The organism is Microbispora sitophila, assembly GCF_014892245.1.
GTDB lineage: Bacteria > Actinomycetota > Actinomycetes > Streptosporangiales > Streptosporangiaceae > Microbispora > Microbispora siamensis.
On the sequence record NZ_JADBGC010000017.1, the window covers coordinates 111,991 to 131,121 of the forward strand.

Sequence of the window (19,131 nt, forward strand, 5' to 3'; positions counted from 1 at the left end):
TCACGGGTTGCCGTCCCCATGCCGAGCTGTGGGGTCAACCCCACGAAACCCTCTTCAGGCAAACAAGGGCTCCAGGGGCTGCACGCTCCCCCCTCGCGCGACCTGATCGGGGCCCGCAGCCGCAGCGTCTCCAGCTGCGATTCCTCAGGATTTCCCGAGCCAGGCGTGGGGACTGCCCCACAACGGGCGTTGGTGTGCGCTCGATTGTGGGGCGCCGTCTCCGGAAGGGAATCTTGTGCCGCAGGCGAGGACGAAGGCACCCCGCGGAGCCGATCCGTCTTACCTGTTCCACCGGGTCGCCCGCCCCGATGTGGGCGTGCCCGTCGCCGACGGTTTCGACTACGGAGCGGAGGTCGTCAACGGCGCCGCCGAGGAACTGCGCCTGCGCCTGGCCCGCCGCATGGGCGTCACCAGCCTGCTCCACCGCGCCTGACACCGACCACCGGCGACCGCCGATCCGCATCCGAGGAGAACCACGATGACCATCCCGACCCGCACACTGGGCAGCCACGGCCCCCGGGTATCCGCCATCGGTCTCGGCGCCATGGGCATGTCCGACCTGTACGGCCCCGCCGACCGCACCGAGAGCATCGCCACGCTGCACGCGGCCCTCGACGCGGGCGTGAACCTCATCGACACGGCCGACTTCTACGGCTCCGGCGACAACGAAATGCTCATCGCCGAGGCCATGAGGTCCCGCCCGAGGGACAGCATCGTGCTCAGCGTGAAGTTCGGCTCCCGCCGCACCCCTGACGGCGCCTTCCAGCCCGTCCCGTACGACGTCTCCCCCGAAGCGGTCAAGGACCGCCTGGCCTACTCGCTGCGCCGCCTGGGCACCGACTACATCGACATCTACCGGCCCGCCCGGCTGAACCCGGGGATCCCGGTCGAGGAGACCGTCGGCGCCCTCGCCGAGATGCGGCAGGCCGGCTACATCCGGCACATCGGCCTGTCGGAGGTCGGAGCCGGCACCATCCGCCGTGCCGCGGCCGTCGCCCCCATCAGCGACGTGCAGATCGAGTACTCCCTGCTGTCCCGCGGCCCGGAGAAAGCGATCATCCCGGCGCTGCGCGAGCTCGGCATCGGGCTGACCGCCTACGGCGTGCTGTCCCGCGGCCTGCTCAGCGGCCACTGGTCCGCCTCCCGGGAACTGAGCGGCGGCGACTTCCGCGCCCACAGCCCTCGCTTCCAGGGCGAGAACCTCCAGGCCAACCTGCGCCTGGTCGAGGCACTCGGCCGGGTCGCCGAGCGCTTGGGCGCGACCACCGCCCAGGTGGGCATCGCCTGGGTCACCGCCCGGGGCGACGACATCGTCCCCCTCGTCGGCGCCCGCCGGCGCGAGCGCCTGGCCGAATCCCTCGGCGCCGCCGACCTCGTGCTCGACGCCCGAACCCTGGCCGAGATCGAGGCGGCGATCCCTGTGGGGGCCGCGGCGGGCGACCGCTACGCCGCCCCGCTGATGGCCACGCTCGACAGCGAGCGCTGACCCCGGTCGACCTCTTCACTGCTCCTCGAAAGGACATCTGCCATGGTTGACACCACCACGCACAACACCGTGAACCGCGTCGCGCTGGTCACCGGGGCCTCCGGAGGCATCGGACGCGCCGTCTGCGAGCGTCTCGCCCGTGACGGCTACTCGATCGCCGTGCACTACGCCGGCAACAGGGACCGCGCCCAGGAGGTCGCCGACGCCGTCACCACGCTTGGCGCCAGGTCCATCCTCGTCCGCGGCGACGTCGCCGACGAGAACGAGATGGCCGCCGCCTTCGACGCGGTCGAGCGCGAGTTCGGCGGGATCGACGTCGTCGTCAACACCGCCGGCATCATGCTGCTGTCGCCCCTTGCCACCCTCGATCTCGACGACCTGGACCGGATGCACCGCACCAACATCCGCGGCACCTTCGTCGTCTCCCAGCTGGCCGCGCACCGGCTGCGCCGGGGCGGCGCGCTGATCAACTTCTCCACCTCCGTCACCCGCCTGCTGTTCCCCGCCTACGGCGCCTACGTGGCCAGCAAGGCGGCCGTCGAGGGCCTGACCCCGATCCTCGCCCGGGAGCTGCGCGGCAGGGACGTCACCGTCAACGCGGTCGCCCCCGGCCCGACCGCCACCCCGCTGTTCCTGGCCGGAAAGGACCAGGCCGAGATCGACAACCTGGCCAAGGCCGCCCCGCTGGAGCGTCTGGGCACTCCAGACGACATCGCCGAGGCGGTGGCGTTCCTGGCCGGCCCCGCCCGCTGGGTCAACGGCCAGGTCCTGTTCGCCAACGGCGGCATCGCCTGACCCGGCGGGCCGGTGACGCCAACCGGCCCGCCGGGAAACCCGGCACCCCTTCCACCGCCTCCGCGTTCCACTCATCTGTCGAGGAGACCTCTCATGAGCAACATCGTCCTGATCACCGGCGCCTCCAGTGGCTTCGGCGCCCTCACCGCCCGCGCCCTGGCCGACCAGGGCAACACCGTCTACGCCGGCATGCGCCAGACCACCACCCGCAACGCCCCCCAGGTCGAGGCCGCCGCCGAGTACGCCCGCGAACACGGCGTCGACCTGCGCTCCATCGAGCTCGACGTCAACTCCCAGGAGTCCGTGGACGCCGCCGTCGCCCAGGTCATCGCCGAGCACGACCGTATCGACGTCCTGATCCACAACGCCGGCCACATGGTCACCGGCCCCGTCGAGGCGTTCACCCCCGAACAGCTCGCCGAGCTCTACGACGTCAACGTCCTGTCCACCCAGCGCGTCAACCGGGCCGCTCTTCCCCACCTGCGCGCCGCCGGCCGCGGGCTGGTCATCTGGGTGTCCAGCTCCAGCGTCAAGGGTGGCACCCCGCCGTACCTGGGTCCCTACTTCGCGGCCAAGGCGGGCATGGACTCCCTTGCCGTCAGCTACGCCGCCGAGCTGGCCCGCTGGGGCGTGGAGACCTCGATCGTCGTGCCCGGGTCGTTCACCAGCGGCACCAACCACTTCGCCCACTCCGGCAGGCCCAAGGACACCGACGTCGAGGCCGCGTACGAGACCAAGTACCCCGGGCTTGTGGACCAGGTCGCCAAGAAGCTCGCGGGCCTCTTCCCTGCGGACGCCGACGCCTCGATGGTCTCCGCTGAGATCGCTCGCATCGTGGCCCTGCCGGCCGGTCGGCGTCCCTACCGCGTCCACATCGACCCGGCTAACGACGGCTCCGAGGAAGTCTCCGAAGTGGCCGACCGTATCCGCCGCGAGTTCCTCACCCGCGTCGGCCTGGCCGACCTCCTCACCGTCACGTCCAGCGGCAACTGAGGACTGGTACGACCGCACCTCTTCGGAGGGGCTTCCGGCCTACGGCCGGAAGCCCCTCCGCCGTTCTTCGCCCGAAGCGCACCGTCCGGACCGCGCCGCCCGTATGGTCGCGCGGGAAATCATGTGCGGGGACACGCCGGCCGGGGTGAGACTGATCGGCATGACGAGCGCGCGCTTCGACCGCAGACCGTACGCCGGGGCAGAGGACCTGCGGGCCATGCAGGACCTCGCCGGCCGGTTGTGGTCGCCGGGAGCGACCTGGCACGTCGGCGACCTGGCGTGGGAACGCTTCCAGCACGCGGGGAGGGAGCACGAGTGGCGGACCATGCTCTGGGACGCCGGCGGCACGACCGCCGCGTGGGGATGGGCCGACTCCGGCCACCTCGGCCTGGTGGCCGATCCGGGGCACCCCTCACTGGCCGACGAGGTCCTGGACTGGTTCGCCGCGACAGCACCTGCTACCGCACCCCGGCCGGCCCGGACGGTCACGGTCTCCAGCACCGAGACGCACCTGTTCCCGGCGCTCGACCGGCACGGCTACCGCCGTACGGGCGAGGGGCCCTTCTTTGTGCACATGGTCATGGACCTGGCCGACGGCCTGCCCGAGCCGAGCCCGCCCGCCGGATACCGCCTGCGCGCGGTGGGCGACGCCGACGTCCCCCAGCGCGTCGCCGCGCACCGGGCGGCGTTCCATCCGTCCAGGGTGACCGAGGAGAGCTACCGTGCGGTCCGGCGGGCCTGGCCGTACCGGCCGGATCTGGACTGGGTCGCCGCGGCGCCGGACGGGCGCGCCGCGGCGTTCTGCCTGGTCTGGCTGGACGAGGCCAACCGGGCCGCCCGGATCGAACCGGCGGGCACCGCACCGGGCCACCGCCGGCGCGGCCTCGCCCGGGCCGTCTGCCTGGCCGCGCTGCACGCGGTGCGACGGGCGGGCGCACGGCGGGCCGTGGTGAGCCCGCGCGGCGACGACGCCTATCCGGTGCCCGCCCGGCTGTACCGGTCGCTCGGGTTCCGCGAGTGCGCCAGGAGCCTCGGCTACCGCCGCTCGGCGTAGCGGGCCAGCGCGGTCGGCGCTGCCGGTGATCATGCCGATCCGCCTGATTGCGTTCAGTTCAGCACGTCAGAGGCAGCCCCGGCCGTCCTGGACTCCGCGTGCATTGCGACCGTGACCATCGGGCCGAACACACAGCCGATGCCGAACCGGGCCACGATCAGAGCGCTGGAACGTGTACCACCGCGGCTGACGTCGACAAGCGGCGCGAGCCAGGTCATGCCGTTGCCGTGGACTCGCCCTTGGAGCGGCGGCTGCCGTCCGGTCGGCGGGAGCACGCCGGCCCTTGACGTCCCCCTCGCATGCTTCTTAATTTGATTCAAATTCAGGCCTGTGGGACCGATCGGAGTAATCCATGCGAAAAGACAGGTGGCGCCGGCTCGGGATGTCGGCGGCACTTCCCCTGGTCGTCGGCACTGCCATTCCCGCAGGTGCAGAGACCCTCCCGGCGATCGGTGCGGACACCGTGCTGCGTCACGGGTTCATCTACACGGTGGATGCGCGTGACAGCGTCGCCCAGGCGATGGCGATCGACGAAGGGAAGATCATCTATGTCGGTGACGACGCGGGCGTGCGGCGCTTCATCGGCAGGAAGACCGAGGTGATCGACCTCAAGGGCCGCATGGTGATGCCGGGCCTACACGAGGGGCACATACATGACATCAGCCGCAGCGACCAGAAGACCTGCGACCTCAAGGCCGAGCCGCTGACGGTCGAGCAGTTCCAGAGCCGGGTCGGGGACTGCCTGGCCGATCCCGAACTGGGCAGCAAGCCAGACGACTTCCTCCAGGTGACGAACCTCTACATGCAGTTCCTGCGGCCGGCGGGCACCACGCCGCACAAACGCATGCTCGACGCGCTCGGCACCGAGCGACCTATCGTCGTCAGTGCGGCGGTCACCGGGCATACCATCTTGGTCAATCAGAAGGCGTTGGACCTGGCCGGGATCACCAAGGACACACCCGACCCCCCGGCCGGGCGGATCAACCACGACAAGAACGGCGAGCCGAACGGCCTGCTCGAAGATGCCGCCGCCGACCTGGTGACCAAGCTGATCCCGCCACCGCCCCCCATCTCCGCCAAGCGCACCGTCGAATTGGCGGCCCTGCGGATGCGGGACTTCAGCAAAGAGGGCATCACCAGCTTCTTCGTGCCGGGGAGCGATCCCGACACCATCAGGACCTTCCAGCAACTCAGGAAAGACGGTGGTCTGACCGCCCGCGCGCACTTCGCGATCTTCACAGACGTCGGTGAGCTGCGCAAACCCAAGACGCTGTACAAGCGCCTCGCCGCGATCCGCAAGGAACTGGAGCACCCCCGGGAGATCCCCGTCTCGGTGCGCTCCTGGCGTCCGGGCAAGCAGAAGGGGCCACGTCTGGTGGCGGAGCCCGGCATCTCCGTCGACGGTGTGAAGATCTTCCTCGACGGCATCGCCCAGTACCCGGCGCAGACCGCGGCCATGCTGAAGCCGTACCTGGACGTCAAGGGCAAGCCGCGCACGGGGAAGTCGGCCCGCGGGGAACTGTACATCGACGGCAGGCTGCTCAACCCGGTCGTCACCGAGCTCGAGCGGCAGGGGTATCAGGCTCACATCCACGCCATCGGCGACCGGGCGGTCAGGACCGCGCTGGACGCGTTCGAGGCGGCGCGCAAAGCGAACCCCTCCCTCAGGGCGCATCAGACCATCGCCCACGCGGAAGTGGTCGACCCCGCCGACTACAAGCGGTTCGGCACCCTGGACGTGACCGCGTCGATGGGTCTGCAGTGGGCCAAGCCCGCACCGGACTCCACAGAGGCGGTCAAGCCATATCTTGGCAAGCGATTCGACCTGTACGAACCCACCGAGCCGATCACGCGCGGGGGCGGGAAGGTCTCGTTGGGCAGCGACTGCTGCCTCGATCCGTTCGACGAGTGGTTCGGCTTGGAGGTGTCCATCCTGCGTGAGGCCGACTGGGGCAAGGACTTCCCGCAGTACGCGGGGAAGGTCAACGCTCTGCCGGGCCTCTCGCTGCCCGAGGCGATCCGCGCGGTCACCATCAACGGCGCCTACCAGATGCACCAGGAGAAGGTCACCGGCTCGCTGGAGCCAGGCAAGCTGGCCGACCTCGTCGTCCTCAACCAGAACATCACCAAGGTGCCGCTCGACGACATCTCCAAGACGGACGTCCTGATGACCATGGTCGGAGGCAGGAAGGTCTGGGTCGACCGGAGGTTCCAGGTGCAGTGACCACGAGCGTTGTCAACGCTTCAGCTTGATCGATAGGAAGACCTCCGGTGTGGTGGAGGTGTCTAGGCTCCACACCACGCACGGAGGTCTTCGTGTCCCACCGTGATGCCCGCCTTGACCGTCCATGGAAGACGGCTGCTGGTCCACCGCGTCCTGGGTCGCCCAGAGCTCCGCTTCGGGACGCGCCATCTGGCCGATCCTCCGATAGGGAAAGATATCCTTCACAGGGTTTCCTCCTTCATAGTGACGGGCGGGATGGCTGACCGGACCAAGACGCAGGAGCGCGGCCGCCAGGCCCGGCTCAAGGTGCTTGAGGCCGCGCTCGCCGAGATCGCGGAACATCCCGTCGCCGACATCCAGGTCCAGCGGATCGCCGAGCGGGCCGGGATGAGCCCCGCGCGAGTGCTTTACTACTTCGAGTCCCGCGACCGCATCCTCGCCGAGACGTTCCGTTGGACCGAACGTCTGCTGACCGAGCGCCGCGCGAGCGAGCTGAGCGAGATCGTCGACCCCCAGGAGAGGCTCGACCGCTACGTCCAGCTCTACCTGCCCGTCGACAGCCGCGACGTCTCCTGGAAGCTCTGGCTGGAGGCCTGGCTTCGTTCGGGAACGAACGACGAGATGAGGCGCACGGCGGAGGAGATCGACAGCGGCTGGCTGCGGGATCTGGCGGCGATCATCGGTGACGGCGCCGCGAGCGGAGTGTTCCGCTCGATCGCCGTCGAGGAGTTCCTGCCGTGGTTCAACGCGCTGCTGGACGGGCTGGCGGTCCACGTGCTCATCGGGAGGCTCAGCCGCGCGCAAGCCGTACGGGCCGCCCTGAGGCACGCCGGCGACGAACTGGGCGTCGTGCCGACGTCGTGAGGCCCGCCCGACGGCCACTTCCTGCCGTCCGCCGACTCGACCGCTCCTTTCTCGAACCGGCCTGCTGACGAGCCGGCGATGGCCCGCTCGGTCCGAGCGGCGGCCACGTCACGAGGCCGCCCCAGCACAGCAGGTGGCTCCGTACGCGTGCCGCGCCCGCCTCGGACGCGTCCCCGACGATCAGTGGTAGGAGAGCTCCCTGATACTCGTCACCGTCGGCGCCGGCCTCGCGCGAGGTGTCCCGCTCTGGGGCAGGACGCGAGGAGCTTGACGATCGCGACGATCCCGACCACGACGATCAGGCCGCGCAGCACCCACGGTGGCAGCCGGCGTCCGACACGGGCCCCGATCACCCCGCCCAGGGCCGACCCAGTCGCGATGAGCGCGACGTCCGGCAGTGCGGCGATGGTGACAAACACGACCGCCGCGACGAGGTTGACGGCTCCAGTGAGGAGGTTCTTGACGGCGTTGTTGCGTTGGACGTCCCCGCCGTGCAGAGCCCCCAGCAGGCCCATGAGCAGCACTCCCTGAGCGGCGCCGAAGTAACCTCCGTACGTTCCGGCACCGGCCGTCGCCCACAGGAGGGTAAGACGCGGCTTGTGCCCCCGTGACGCGTGGCGGGCCGCGAGCCGGCGGTTGATGGCGGGGCCGGCGACTACGAGAACCAGGGCAAGCGTGATGAGTACCGGGACGATCGCCTTGAACGCCTCGGGGGAAGGGCGAGCAGCAGCGCGGCGCCGAGGATCGCCCCGATGATCGAGGCCGAGCCCAGCCAGACGACCAGCGATCGCTGCCCGGTGAGATCGGCCCTGTAGCCGTGAGCGCCCATGAAGGACCCCGTATGAGACCAAGGGTGTTGGTGACGTTGGCGGTGAGCGCCCGTTGTGCCGTCTCGGGCACGTCGGTCTCGCACTGGACGACGGGCGCGCCGACCTTGCCGGCTTCCATCGCCCCGACGACCCAGCGCGGTGAGGCGACCGACTCGTACGGGCCGCGTCCCAGGGCGAGGTTGAGCGCGAGGTGGGTGTGGATCTGCGGCTGTGCCCGGCCGCCCATCGTGCCGTGCGCACCGACCAGCCGCCCGGTTGTGGCGTCCCGCACGAGCACGGGCATGAGAGTGTGGGGTGGACGACGTCCGCCGGCAAGGACACCGGCGGAGCCTGGTGTGAGGTTGAACGCGGCGCCGCGGTTGTGCAGCAGTACACCCGTCCCAGGGTCGAGCAGGCCAGATCCGAACGCGTGGAAGACGCTTTGGATGAGACAGGCCCACTGCCCGGAACCGTCCGCGGCGACGACGGCGACGGTGTCGCCGAGCGGCTTGGGCGTCTTGGCCAGGGGCGGCGTCGCTGGGTTGGCGACTATGTGGTCCGCGAGGCGCTCCGCTGCTGTGGGCGATTCGAGGATGGACGCCGTCCACGGGTCCATCGCACCGTCCTGCCCGGGATCGCCGAGCCGCAGGTCCCGCTCGACGGCGAGCCGGGCGAGGGTTCGAGCGAGCGGGCCCGTGTCGGCTCCGAGCGGGTCGAGGATGTGCTCGAGCCGCTCGGCGAGCACGTCGATCACCCGCAGGCCGGCGAGGAAGAAGCCCCCCTGGGTGTTGCCTGCGCTCGCCAGGTACTCCTCCGGTCCGAAACGCGCCGCGAGCGGCTTGCTTCAGCGTCGAGTGGTGCGCCGCGAAATCCCCGACGGTCATCGCTGAGCCGTTGTCGCGCAGCAGCCGTACGAGCGAAGCCGCGACCTCCCCTGTGTAGAACGCCTCCGGCCCGTGCGCGGCGATGAGTTCGAGCGTGTCGGCCAGTCGCGGCTGGAGCATCGTCGCGCCGGGGCCGAGGACTGCCCCTTCCCTGACGAGCACCCCCGACAGGCCGGGGTCGGCGGCGATCCGGGCGGCTTCCCGGGCGAGGTCGCGGGCGAGACCCTCACTCACCGGGACCCCGTCCCGGGCGAGCATCGCAGCCGGAGCGAGGGCGGCGGACACCGGCCTGGTCCCCCAGAGCCGGGCGAGCTCGTGCCAGCCGTCGACGACCCCGGGCACCGTCACGGCCAGAGCGCCGTCGACCGGCAGGTGGGTGTACCGCGAGCGCAGAGCGTCGATGTCGGCATCCCTGGGGGCACGCCCGCTCGCGTTGAGCACGTGGGCGGTCCCGTCCGGCAGGCCGACGAGGGCGATGAGATCACCCCCGACGGAGCACTGGTTCGGGTAGACGACGGCCAGGACGGCCGCTGCGTCGAGCGCGGCGTCGACCGCGTTGCCCCCGCCGTGGAGCACGTCCGCGCCCGCCTGAGAGGCGAGTTCGTGCGGGCTGGCGATGGCGTATCGGCCCGATGCCTCGCGGGGCGGCACGGGGAGGTCACCGGGTGCCACGGAGGGAGAAAACACGGTTCACAAGGCCCTTCGGGCGATGACAGGCGTTTCGGGGGACACCGGGAGACGAAGTTCAGCGGACGTGGGCGACGATGAGCTGTTGGATCTGCTCCAGGTGTTCGCGCATCGCCGCCGCAGCGGACTCCGGGTCGCGGTCGGCGACGGCGGCGTAGATCTTCTTGTGCGCGGCCAGGGATACCTGAACCCGGCGCGCCGACTGCAGCGCCGCCTGCCGTGACTTCGGCTCAGCAGCGGGTTGTGCGTCATCCGGGCCCGCGCGAGATGGAAATCCACGTCGAGGACGGCATACCGCTCGAAGGACTGATCGCCGTTTCGCGCCGCGGCCTCGCTTTCCTCCAAGAGGGTGCGAAGCGCGTCGATCTCGGCCGGGGGCGACACCGATGACTAAACTGCAGTCGCACGGTGCACGCGCGGCCTGCGTCGCCCTCGCCGCGACCCTGCTCGCGGCATGCGGGAGCGGATCGAGCTCGACCGGGGCGTCCGCCGGCGCAGGGGCGTCAACCGGCGCCGACGCGGCGCCGGCCGCGGGAACGGGGGCCGTATCCGTACCGGCGGGCGCGCTGCTGAAGGATGGTGAGATCACCTTCTGCTCCGACGTCAGCGCCCCGCCGCTCGAGTTCCTCGATGCGAATCAGAAGCCGGCCGGCGCCGAAATCGAACTCGGCGAGGCCCTCGCGAAGGCGATGGGGGTCAAGGCGGTCTGGGCGAACACCGGCTTCAACGGCATTATCCCGGCGCTGCAGGCCAAGCAGTGCGACGCCACTTTGTCGCACAGCTGTTCATCAAGCCCGAGCGGGAGAAGGTCGTCGACTTCGTTCCGTACCTCAACAGCTCGAACACGGTTGTCGTGAAGGCCGGAGGCTCGGCGGTCACGGGACTGGACGGCCTCTGCGGCAAGAAGGCCGCGGCTCAGACCGGCACCACCGTGGCCGACCATCTGAAGCAGGCGAACTCCAAGTGCACGTCATCCGGTGGCGGAGCCATCGACATTCGGCTGTTCGCCAAGGACTCGGACGCCCTGCAGCAGCTCAAGCTCGGTCTCGTGGACGCCTACGCGACAACCCTCGAGACCGCGGCCTACGTCATGAAGCAGCAGCCCGGCCAGTTCGTCACGGCGGGGGAGCCGTTCGGTGCAGCAGCGGGTCGCCATCGCGCGGGCCCTCGCGATGCGTCCAGCGGTCATGCTCTTCGACGAACCGACGAGTGCGCTCGACCCCGAGATGGTCGGGGAGGTCATCGCCGTCATCCGCGAGCGTGCCGACGAAGGGATGACCATGGTCGTCGTCACGCATGAGATGGGTTTCGCCCGGGCTGCGGCCGACCGTATCGTCATGATGGACGCTGCTGGCCGGATCCTCGAGGAAGGCCCCGCCGAGCAGATGATCAGCGCCCCCGTGCACGACCGGACCCGGCGCTTTCTCACGCAGATCGTCCATTGATCGACTTCCTCCGTCACGGCCTGCGCATCAGCCTGGTCCTCGCTGTCGCCGTTCTGCTCGCCACCGCTTCCATCGGGCTTCTCTTCGGTGGCGTCAGCATGGTGAACCGATCGACCGGCCGGCTCCGTTCAGTGCCTGGGCCGTGCGGATCAGGTGGATGTGGGTGAACGCCTGAGGGAAGTTGCCGAGTTGGCGGCGTGTTCTGGGGTCGTATTCCTCGGCGAGGAGGCCGACGTCGTTGGACAGGGCGACGAGGCGTTCGAACAGTTCGACCGCGTCGTCGTGGCGGCCGATCATGGCTCTGGCCTGGGCGAGCCAGAAGCTGCAGGCGAGGAAGGCGCCTTCGCCGCCGGGGAGGCCGTCGACGGGGTTGTCCTCTGCCAGTGGGTAGCGCAGGACGAAGCCGTCGGTCATGAGTTCGCGTTCGATGGCCTCGACGGTGCCGATGACGCGGGGGTCGTCGGGGGGCAGGAAGCCGACGATGGGGATCTGCAGGAGGGCGGCGTCCAGTTCGCGGGAGCCGTAGGACTGGGTGAAGGTGTTGCGTTCGGGGTCGTAGCCCTTGTCGCAGACCTCGGTGTGGATGCGGTCGCGCAGGGCACGCCAGCGCTCCACGTCGCCGCGCCGGCCCAGCTCCTCGATGACGCGGACCATGCGGTCGGCCGCGACCCAGGCCATGACCTTGGAGTGGACGAAGTGGCGGCGGGGGCCGCGCACCTCCCACAGTCCCTCGTCGGGCTGGTCCCAGTTGTGCTCGAAGAACTCCATGATCTTCGTGACCAGGGCCCAGGCGTGGTCGTCCGGCGGCATGCCCTGCTTGCGCGCCTGGTAGAGGGCGTCGACGAACTCCCCGTAGATGTCGAGTTGGAGCTGGGTCGCCGCGCCGTTGCCGATCCGCACGGGCGCCGAGTTCTCGTAGCCCGGCAGCCAGTCGAGGGTCATCTCCGGCAGGCGGCGTTCTCCGGCCACGCCGTACAGGACCTGGACGTCCTCGGGGCGGCCGGCGATGGCGCGCAGCAGCCAGGAACGCCAGGCGGCGGCCTCCTCGACGTACCCGGCGCCGGTCAGCGCGTCGAGCGTCATGGAGGCGTCGCGCAGCCAGCAGTAGCGGTAGTCCCAGTTGCGCACCCCGCCGACGTGCTCGGGCAGCGAGGTGGTCGGCGCGGCCACGATGCCGCCGGTCGGGCTGTAAGTCAGCGCCTTGAGCGTGATCAGCGAGCGGACCACGGCCTCGCGCCAGCGGCCCTGGTGACCGCACCGCGAGACCCACTCCTGCCACAGGAGCCTGGTCTCGGCGAGCTGCTCCAGCGGGTCGATCCGCTCCGGCTCCGACTGGTGGGACGGGTGCCAGGTGAACACGAACGGCACCCGCTGCCCGGCGGTCACCGTGAACGTCGCCTCGTGCCGGTAGTCGCCGCCGCGGAGCGGGACGCCGGAGTGGATCCAGACCGAGTCGGGGCCGCCGATGGCGTGCAGGTGCCCGTTCCTGCGGCGCACCCAGGGGACGATGCGGCCGTAGTCGAAGCGGATGCGGATCTCCGTCGTCATCTCCACGGTGCCGGACAGGCCCTCCACGATCCGTACGAGATCGGGGTTGGCGTGCCGGGGCGGCATGAAGTCGATCACTTTGACCGCGCCCGTGGGCGTCTCCCAGACGGTCTCCAGGATGAGCGTGTCCTCGACGTACGCGCGGCGCGTGGCCTGCTCGTGTCCAGCGGGGGCCAGGCGCCAGAAGCCGTTGGACTCGTCGCCGAGCAGCCGCGTGAAGCAGGAGGGGGAGTCGAACCGCGGCAGGCACAGCCAGTCGATCGAGCCGTCCCGGCCGACGAGGGCGGCCGACTGCATGTCGCCCACCAGGGCGTAGTCCTCGATCCGCATGCCCGTCACGCTACCCGGAGCAGGCAGCCGTCTCATCCGTGATCGCTCACGTCCGTCGAAAAATGTATTCCGGGCGGAATGCCGGAGCCCGCGCGCCGAAACGGTCGGGAATCGAGGCTCGGTGGTCCCCCGGCCACCTGACCGGTCCGAGTGCCGGAAGAAGGGGCCGCCTCCCGTTGCGGGAGGCGCCCCGACGGTCCCCGTGAAACGGGGTGTCCGGGGGCAGGCGACGCGGCCCGCCCGTCAGAAGGCCGGACAGGTCATCGCGTGGCGAGGAAGTCCGCGATGGCTGCCGTGACCTCCTTACCGGTGGCGTGGCCGGTCACGACCCGCATGACCCGGCCATGCAGGTCGTCGACGCCGTACCGGTCGTAGACGTCGGAGATCAACAGGTCGAGCCAGGGCCGGGGGATGCCGCCCGGCTTGCCGTGGGGCGGCCGGCCGAGGTATGCCGTGATGCCCTCGGCGATCCGCCGCCCGGCCGCCGCGGCGGCTTCCGGCAGGGAACCACGACGGTCCGCGGGCAGCCGATCGATGATTTCCGTCACCGTGCCGAGGTCGGCGACGGCCATGTCGATCTCACCGGAATCGGTGAGGCCGCTGGAGGCGATTCCCGCGAGCAGGTCCTTCGCCTGGACGATCGTCTTCACCACCGCGAGTCGCTGGGTCAGCGCGTCGGCGTCGGCACCGGCGGGAAGCTTGGCGATGGCGGTCTCGGCGGCCCGGGCGTTCGCGGCCGACGGGTCCGCCTCCGCGGCGGCCACCGCGTCCTTGGCCGCCTTCAGCGCCTCCTCCTGGCCCGCGGTGAGGTCGATGCTCATCGACCCGATGATGAAGGGCAGGTTGCTGGCGCCGACGATTCGCATGTCGGCGTTGCCGTTCTGCCGGTTGCGGAACATGGCCTGGGGCAGGTCGAGTGTCACGGTCTGCCAGGTGTTCACCATGGCCTGGGTGATCTGCACCCGCGACGCGCTCTGGTAGGCGGACCCGGTGGCCGCGGAGTCGTACTGCAGGACGAACGAGCCGGCCACCGGAGAGCGGTACTCGACTGTCGCCTTGGCGTCGTACGGGCCTCCGCTGATGTGTGCGTCGTCGATCCCGAGGTAGAGATTGTTGCCGCTGTTGAAGGGGTTCTTGTCCACCTGCAGGGCGCGGCGGCCGTCGACGGTGATCTCGTGCGCCGGACCGCTCTCGTAGGGAATCCAGGTCAGACCGTCGGACTCGCCGGAGAAGTCCATGGAGACATGGGTCACCCGGGGCGCGGGCGGGACGACGTCGATCTTCATGGCCGAGATGGCGAGCTGCAGGTTGGCCGGAGCGGACAGGCGCAGGTCGGCGCCTCCGTTCTGGCGGTTGGTGAATCGGATGTCGGGGATCTCGATCGTAGTGGTCTGCCACCGGCTCACCTGGTCGGCGCCGATCGAGACCGGCGTCGACTTCTGGTAGGCGGATCCGCTGTTCGCCGAGTCGTACTGGAGGAAGAACGACCCAGCGACGGGGGAGCGATAGCTGATCGTGGCCTTGACCTTGTAGGGTCCGCCGGAGATCGCCGCGTCGTCGACGAACATGTACAGCTGGTTGGCACCGCCGAACGGGTTCTTCTGCAGTTCGAGCGCCTTGCGGTCGTCGACGGTGGTCTCGCGGAAAGGACCGTCCTCGTAGTCGCTGTACGTCAGCCCGTCGCTCTTGCCTGCCGCCACGTCGAAGGAGACGGAGGTCTTGTTGGGCACGGGGTTCTTCACGGGCGGATCCGGATCGGCCCAGTCGGAGCGCTCGGCCATGTAGGCCCTGCCCTGGGCGTCCTTCTTCAGGATGAAGTAGTAGTCCACCTTGCCGCCCAGGGACAGGTACTCGGCCTTCAGCGACTCCTTCGTGACCGTGAGCCGCATGGCCCCGAAGTGCTCGGCATCACGGAACTTGCTGCCGGGAGCGACGCTGAAGATGGGCGTAAGGCCCGCGCCGCCGTTTCCGGTGATTGCGATGTTGTAACCGTCTGCCGTGACGATGTGCTCGGCGTGGTGATCGTGGCCCGCCAGGATCAGGTCGACCTCGGGCAGCTTCACCCACGACCGATCGGGGTTGTTGCCGGCCTTGCCGGAAGAGAAGATCGGCTGGTGCTCGCCGGTGAGCACCCACTCGGCGGTGCTGCGGGTGACCGTGTTCTTGTAGCGGTCGTAGATGGGCGGCATCGTGGCGCCCGACGACTGCTGGCAGTTGGCGTCGGGGTTGACGAAGTCGACCAGGCCGTTGCCGAAGCCCGCCACGTAGGCCACCGGGACCTTGAAGTGGTCCACGCTGGGCTGGACGCTCTCCGGGCTGCATCCGTTGCCGTAATCATGGTTACCCATGATCGGGAAGAAGCGGCCCGCGTCGATGTCGGCCTTGTACGGCGCCTGGGCCTTCACCACCTCATCGGGCAATCCTTGCTGGTAGGTGTTGTCGCCGACGGTCAGGATGGCGGAGGGATTCCACGAGTGCACCATGTCGGCCACCTGGTACTCCTCGGCGCAGGTACGGTCCACACCGCAGCCGCCGTAATCGCCGATCACCGCGAGAACCATCTGGTCCTGGGGCGGCCGAGCGGGATCCACCGCAGCCGTGATCCGCTCGAGTTCGTCCCCCGCCGCCTGCACCGGCTGGGGCGCCACCGAGATGATCGCCGTGGCGGCCGCGGCCAGTGGTGACAACAGCCTCGTCGCGAGTGACACGTTCCGCCTCACACTCCCCAATAGGCACAAAGATGATCACATCGGACGCTAAATCACCTCTCCGACGAAGAGTTGAAAGAGGTATGAACATGGCTATTCGAACAGATAACGCCCGGCCGGCAGGGGGATGCACCTGGCCGCGCTCCTGGCGGAGTCACTCCGGAGACTGGAGCCGCCAACAGCCCGGGCCGCTCCCCGCGAGGAGCCCTCTGCGGCCGACGGTCCGCGCGGCGGGACCGCGGGGTGAGGGACCGATGCTCCTCCGGACATCGCGGACCGGCATCAGGCGGTGAGCCGAGCCAGGTCCCCGCTCAGTGCCTGGGCGGTGTGGATCAGGTGGATGTGGCTGAAGGCCTGGGGGAAGTTGCCGAGTTGGCGGCGTGTTCTGGGGTCGTATTCCTCGGCGAGGAGGCCGACGTCGTTGGACAGGGCGACGAGGCGTTCGAACAGTTCGACCGCGTCGTCGTGGCGGCCGGTCATGGCTCTGGCCTGGGCGAGCCAGAAGCTGCAGGCGAGGAAGGCGCCTTCGCCGCCGGGGAGGCCGTCCACGGGGTTGTCCTCTGCCAGTGGGTAGCGCAGGACGAAGCCGTCGGTCATGAGTTCGCGTTCGATGGCCTCGACGGTGCCGATGACGCGGGGGTCGTCGGGGGGCAGGAAGCCGACGATGGGGATCTGCAGGAGGGCGGCGTCCAGTTCGCGGGAGCCGTAGGACTGGGTGAAGGTGTTGCGTTCGGGGTCGTAGCCCTTGTCGCAGACCTGGGCGTGGATGCGGTCGCGCAGGCCACCCCACCGGTCGAACGGCCCGGTACGGCCCAGCTCCGCGGCCCCCCGGGTCATGCGGTCCATCGCCAGCCAGGCCATGATCTTGGAGTGGACGAAGTGGCGGCGGGGGCCGCGCACCTCCCACAGTCCCTCGTCGGGCCGGTCCCAGTTGTGCTCGAGGAACACGGCCCCTTTCGCCAGCAGCGACCAGGTGTAGTCGTCGGGCGGCATCCCCTGCTTGCGCGCCCGGTAGAGGGCGTTGGCCACCTGGCCGTAGACGTCGAGCTGGAACTGGCCGGCGGCGCTGTTGCCGATGCGGACGGGGCGTGAGCCCTCGTACCCGGGCAGCCAGTCGAGCGTCATCTCCGGCAGGCGGCGTTCTCCGGCCACGCCGTACATGATCTGGTGGTCCTCGGGGCGGCCGGCGATGGCGCGCAGCAGCCACACGCGCCAGGCGTCCGCCTCCTCGAGGTACCCGGCCCGCAGGAGCGCGTCGAGCGTCATGGATGCGTCGCGCAGCCAGCAGTAGCGGTAGTCCCAGTTGCGCACCCCGCCGACGTGCTCGGGCAGCGACGTGGTCGGCGCGGCCACGATGCCGCCGGTCGGGCTGTAAGTCAGCGCCTTGAGCGTGATCAGCGAGCGGACCACGGCGTCGCGCCAGCGGCCCCGGTAGCCGCACCGGGCGGCCCAGTCCTGCCATAGCCGGATGGTCAGGCCGAGCTCGGCGAAGGGGTCGATGGCCTGGGGTTGCGGCTGGTGGGAGGGGTTCCAGGTGAACACGAACGGCAGCCGCTGCCCGGCGGCGACCCTGAACGTCGCCTCGTGCCGGTAGTCGCCGCCCCACAGCGGGACGGGCGAGTGGATCCACACCGAGTCGGGGCCGCCGACGGCGTGCAGATGGCCGCCCGCCCGGCGTGCCCACGGCACGATCCGGCCGTAGTCGAAGCGGATGCGGATCTCCGTGGTCATCTCCACGACCCCGGACAGGCCCTCCACCACCCGGACCAGGTCCGGGTTGCCGGAGCGGACCGGCATGAAGTCGACCACCCTGGCCGTCCCGGTGGAGGTCTCCCAGTCGGTCGCGAGCACCAGCGAGTCCTCGACGTACGCCCGCCGGGCAGCCCTGTCGCGTCCCGCGGCGGCCAGCCGCCAGAAGCCGTTGTGCTCGTCGCCGAGCAGCCGGGCGAAGCAGGAGGGGGAGTCGAACCGCGGCAGGCACAGCCAGTCGATCGAGCCGTCCACGCCGATCAGGGCGGCCGACTGCGTGTCCCCGATCAGGGCGTAGTCCTCGATCCGCATGCGCTCACCTCCCCGCGCTCAGATCCCCTTCAGCGCCGGGCGTGGGCTTCCTCCCTCGGCAGCGGTCCCACGTCGGCCTGCCGGCCCGGGCGCACCCGCGCGTGCCGCTGCCCGGGGCCCGGTCCCGTACGGCCCGCCAGGGCGTCGGCCACGACCCCGGTCGCGAAGGCGTAGACGGCCTTGTGGAGCAGGTCGACGCCGAGTTCGAGGCGGGGCCAGGTCGGGGGCGGCGCGCCGACCCCCGTGGCGTTCTCCAGGATCTGGTCGTTGGTGAGCCGCACCACGGCGAACTTGGCCGACGACCACGGGCCCCGCAGCCCGGCGTGGGCCATGACGGAGCGCAGGACCCCCAGCAGGGCGCCCTCGCCGTAGTGCATGGCCCAGTTCACGGCGTCGGACGCGCGCCCGGACCGCTCGGCCATGCCGGTCAGGCGTTCGAGGACCCGCGCAGGCACGTAGGAGCCGGGCCGCCCGGTCAGGCGCTGCTCCACCTTCTCGCCGAGGGTCATCACCGCAGCCCCGGCCGCCCCGGCGACCAGGCCTTCCCAGAGCGCTCGCCTCATCATGACGGCTTCGTACCCGGTGGCCGGGCGGTGTCCCCGGCGGGAGCCCACAGCTTCATGAAGACCTGCGTCACCGGGCCGATCGTCAGGGCGAACACCACCGTGCCGATCCCGACCGTGCCACCGAGCAGCCAGCCCACGGCAAGCACGCTGATCTCGACGACCGTGCGGGCGAGCCGGATCGACAGGCCGAGCCGGTTGAGGCCCGTCATCAGGCCGTCGCGCGGCCCCGGGCCGAAGCCCGCGTGGATGTAGAGCCCGGAGGCGGCGGCGATGGCGACGATGCCGCCCAGGAGGAAGGCCCACTGGACCGGCCAGGCCGCGGGCGCGGGGACCAGCGCCATCACCCCGTCGGCGCTGGTGCCGACCACCAGGACGTTGCTGATCGTGCCGAGACCGGGCCGTTGCCGCAGGGGGATCCACAGCAGCAGCACCAGCGCGCCCACCAGGTTGATGCACAGGCCGATCGACCACCCGGTGCGCACCGACATGCCCTGGTGGAAGACCTCCCAGGGGTCGAGTCCCAGTCCGGACCTGACGAGCAGGGCGATTCCGGCGCCGTACAGCGCCAGGCCGGTGTAGAGGCGGAAGAGCCGCAGGGGGAGCGAACGGGGGCGGGGGAGGGAGAGTTCGGTCATAGTCGGGCCATCGTGCAGGCCGGTGGGGTTGCGGGAAAAGAG

16 protein-coding genes and 3 pseudogenes are annotated in these 19,131 nt (G+C 70.3%); 9 read left to right on the forward strand and 10 right to left on the reverse strand.

Annotation, left to right across the window (positions count from 1 at the left end; genetic code table 11):
- Positions 1 to 235: 235 nt before the first annotated feature.
- The 5 genes from IL992_RS29050 to IL992_RS29070 all read left to right on the forward strand — a co-directional run bounded on the left by IL992_RS29050 (position 236) and on the right by IL992_RS29070 (position 4,328).
- Complete coding sequence (locus tag IL992_RS29050; protein ID WP_193206547.1) at positions 236 to 433, forward strand: hypothetical protein; 198 nt, start codon at positions 236 to 238, stop codon at positions 431 to 433.
- Positions 434 to 478: 45 nt separating this feature from the next.
- Entirely contained in the window at positions 479 to 1,486 is a 1,008-nt protein-coding gene (locus IL992_RS29055; protein WP_193206548.1) for an aldo/keto reductase, read from the forward strand.
- 42 nt (positions 1,487 to 1,528) lie between these two features.
- A complete protein-coding gene (locus IL992_RS29060) occupies positions 1,529 to 2,281 on the forward strand; it encodes an SDR family oxidoreductase (RefSeq protein WP_193206549.1) in 753 nt (250 codons plus the stop codon).
- Positions 2,282 to 2,374: 93 nt separating this feature from the next.
- Entirely contained in the window at positions 2,375 to 3,274 is a 900-nt protein-coding gene (locus tag IL992_RS29065) for an SDR family oxidoreductase (RefSeq protein ID WP_193206550.1), read from the forward strand.
- Between the two features lie 160 nt (positions 3,275 to 3,434).
- On the forward strand, positions 3,435 to 4,328 hold the full coding sequence (locus IL992_RS29070; protein WP_193206551.1) for a GNAT family N-acetyltransferase: 894 nt from the start codon (positions 3,435 to 3,437) through the stop codon (positions 4,326 to 4,328).
- A 53-nt stretch (positions 4,329 to 4,381) separates the two neighbouring features.
- On the opposite strand, the gene IL992_RS29075 is transcribed toward IL992_RS29070, so the two are convergent.
- A complete protein-coding gene (locus tag IL992_RS29075; protein ID WP_193206552.1) occupies positions 4,382 to 4,546 on the reverse strand; it encodes a hypothetical protein in 165 nt (54 codons plus the stop codon).
- Between the two features lie 134 nt (positions 4,547 to 4,680).
- On the opposite strand from IL992_RS29075, the gene IL992_RS29080 reads away from it, so the two are divergent.
- A complete protein-coding gene (locus IL992_RS29080) occupies positions 4,681 to 6,552 on the forward strand; it encodes an amidohydrolase (RefSeq protein WP_193206553.1) in 1,872 nt (623 codons plus the stop codon).
- A gap of 255 nt (positions 6,553 to 6,807) precedes the next feature.
- On the forward strand, positions 6,808 to 7,416 hold the full coding sequence (locus IL992_RS29085) for a TetR/AcrR family transcriptional regulator (RefSeq protein WP_193206554.1): 609 nt from the start codon (positions 6,808 to 6,810) through the stop codon (positions 7,414 to 7,416).
- A gap of 209 nt (positions 7,417 to 7,625) precedes the next feature.
- Here IL992_RS29085 and IL992_RS49040 read toward each other — a convergent pair whose 3' ends face one another.
- The 4 genes and pseudogenes from IL992_RS49040 to IL992_RS49055 all read right to left on the reverse strand — a co-directional run bounded on the left by IL992_RS49040 (position 7,626) and on the right by IL992_RS49055 (position 10,180).
- Positions 7,626 to 8,267, reverse strand: a complete 642-nt coding sequence (locus tag IL992_RS49040; RefSeq protein WP_193206555.1) for a sulfite exporter TauE/SafE family protein — start codon at positions 8,265 to 8,267, stop codon at positions 7,626 to 7,628.
- A gap of 28 nt (positions 8,268 to 8,295) precedes the next feature.
- Positions 8,296 to 9,030 (reverse strand): annotated as a pseudogene (locus IL992_RS49045) (gamma-glutamyltransferase); the annotation flags it as partial.
- A gap of 25 nt (positions 9,031 to 9,055) precedes the next feature.
- A pseudogene (locus IL992_RS49050) lies at positions 9,056 to 9,796 on the reverse strand (gamma-glutamyltransferase); the annotation flags it as partial.
- Between the two features lie 58 nt (positions 9,797 to 9,854).
- Positions 9,855 to 10,180, reverse strand: a pseudogene (locus tag IL992_RS49055) (FadR/GntR family transcriptional regulator).
- 2 nt (positions 10,181 to 10,182) lie between these two features.
- Here IL992_RS49055 and IL992_RS47855 point away from each other — a divergent pair.
- Both IL992_RS47855 and IL992_RS46655 read left to right on the forward strand, forming a co-directional pair.
- Entirely contained in the window at positions 10,183 to 10,653 is a 471-nt protein-coding gene (locus IL992_RS47855; RefSeq protein ID WP_264295110.1) for a transporter substrate-binding domain-containing protein, read from the forward strand.
- A gap of 279 nt (positions 10,654 to 10,932) precedes the next feature.
- Complete coding sequence (locus IL992_RS46655) at positions 10,933 to 11,241, forward strand: ATP-binding cassette domain-containing protein (RefSeq protein WP_449843670.1); 309 nt, start codon at positions 10,933 to 10,935, stop codon at positions 11,239 to 11,241.
- A 93-nt stretch (positions 11,242 to 11,334) separates the two neighbouring features.
- Here the strand turns inward: IL992_RS46655 and IL992_RS29120 are convergent, their stop codons facing one another.
- The 5 genes from IL992_RS29120 to yczE form a co-directional block, all read right to left on the reverse strand.
- Positions 11,335 to 13,119 carry a glycoside hydrolase family 15 protein gene (locus IL992_RS29120; RefSeq protein ID WP_193206558.1) on the reverse strand — a complete coding sequence of 595 codons (1,785 nt, stop codon included), beginning with the start codon at positions 13,117 to 13,119 and terminating at the stop codon, positions 11,335 to 11,337.
- A 260-nt stretch (positions 13,120 to 13,379) separates the two neighbouring features.
- On the reverse strand, positions 13,380 to 15,827 hold the full coding sequence (locus IL992_RS29125; RefSeq protein WP_193206559.1) for a metallophosphoesterase: 2,448 nt from the start codon (positions 15,825 to 15,827) through the stop codon (positions 13,380 to 13,382).
- Between the two features lie 282 nt (positions 15,828 to 16,109).
- Positions 16,110 to 17,888, reverse strand: a complete 1,779-nt coding sequence (locus IL992_RS29130; protein ID WP_193206560.1) for a glycoside hydrolase family 15 protein — start codon at positions 17,886 to 17,888, stop codon at positions 16,110 to 16,112.
- A 29-nt stretch (positions 17,889 to 17,917) separates the two neighbouring features.
- The gene (locus tag IL992_RS29135) at positions 17,918 to 18,454 is read right to left on the reverse strand and encodes a hypothetical protein (RefSeq protein WP_193206561.1); all 537 of its coding nucleotides are present in this window, start codon (positions 18,452 to 18,454) and stop codon (positions 17,918 to 17,920) included.
- The gene (gene yczE, locus IL992_RS29140) at positions 18,451 to 19,089 is read right to left on the reverse strand and encodes a membrane protein YczE (protein ID WP_193206562.1); all 639 of its coding nucleotides are present in this window, start codon (positions 19,087 to 19,089) and stop codon (positions 18,451 to 18,453) included. Before yczE ends, IL992_RS29135 begins: the two co-directional genes overlap by 4 nt.
- Positions 19,090 to 19,131 lie beyond the last annotated feature (42 nt).